This window comes from Streptococcus mitis, from assembly GCF_002096925.1.
Taxonomy (GTDB): domain Bacteria; phylum Bacillota; class Bacilli; order Lactobacillales; family Streptococcaceae; genus Streptococcus; species Streptococcus mitis_AF.
The window spans coordinates 1-363 of the sequence record NZ_NCVN01000060.1 but is presented as its reverse complement, the minus strand read 5'-3'; the positions used below and the strand labels follow the sequence as shown (position 1 = coordinate 363).

Below are 363 nucleotides of genomic sequence, written 5' to 3'. Positions count from 1 at the left end.
TTGCTATCAAGTCCCATAATGTAAGCAACGGAAACATTAAAGTATTTTGCTAATTTTTCAGCATTATCTTTTTTAGGTTTGCGGATCCCCTGATTGTATCCAGAAAGTGTAGGATAGGCTATATCTGTAGCTTTGCTAATTTCTGTCAATTTTTTTCCGCTATCTTCTATTAGTTTAGTAATATGATTGCTCATGAGAACCTCCTTTTTATCATTATAACACATTTTATTCTTTTTGAATAAAAAAGCTTGACAAAAATTCAAAAAGAATATATAATTCAAAATGAATAACAAATTAAATGGTTTCGGAGCTTATTTAATTTAGAAATGAGGTGTTAATTTATGTCGGAAACTACTTTAGTTG

At 28.7% G+C, this 363-nt stretch carries 1 protein-coding gene; it reads right to left on the bottom strand.

All coding sequences use genetic code 11. The features are described 5' to 3' along the window. On the bottom strand, positions 1-194 hold a 194-nt coding region (locus B7692_RS07575), incomplete at its 3' end, for a helix-turn-helix domain-containing protein (protein ID WP_142360053.1). Positions 195-363 lie beyond the last annotated feature (169 nt).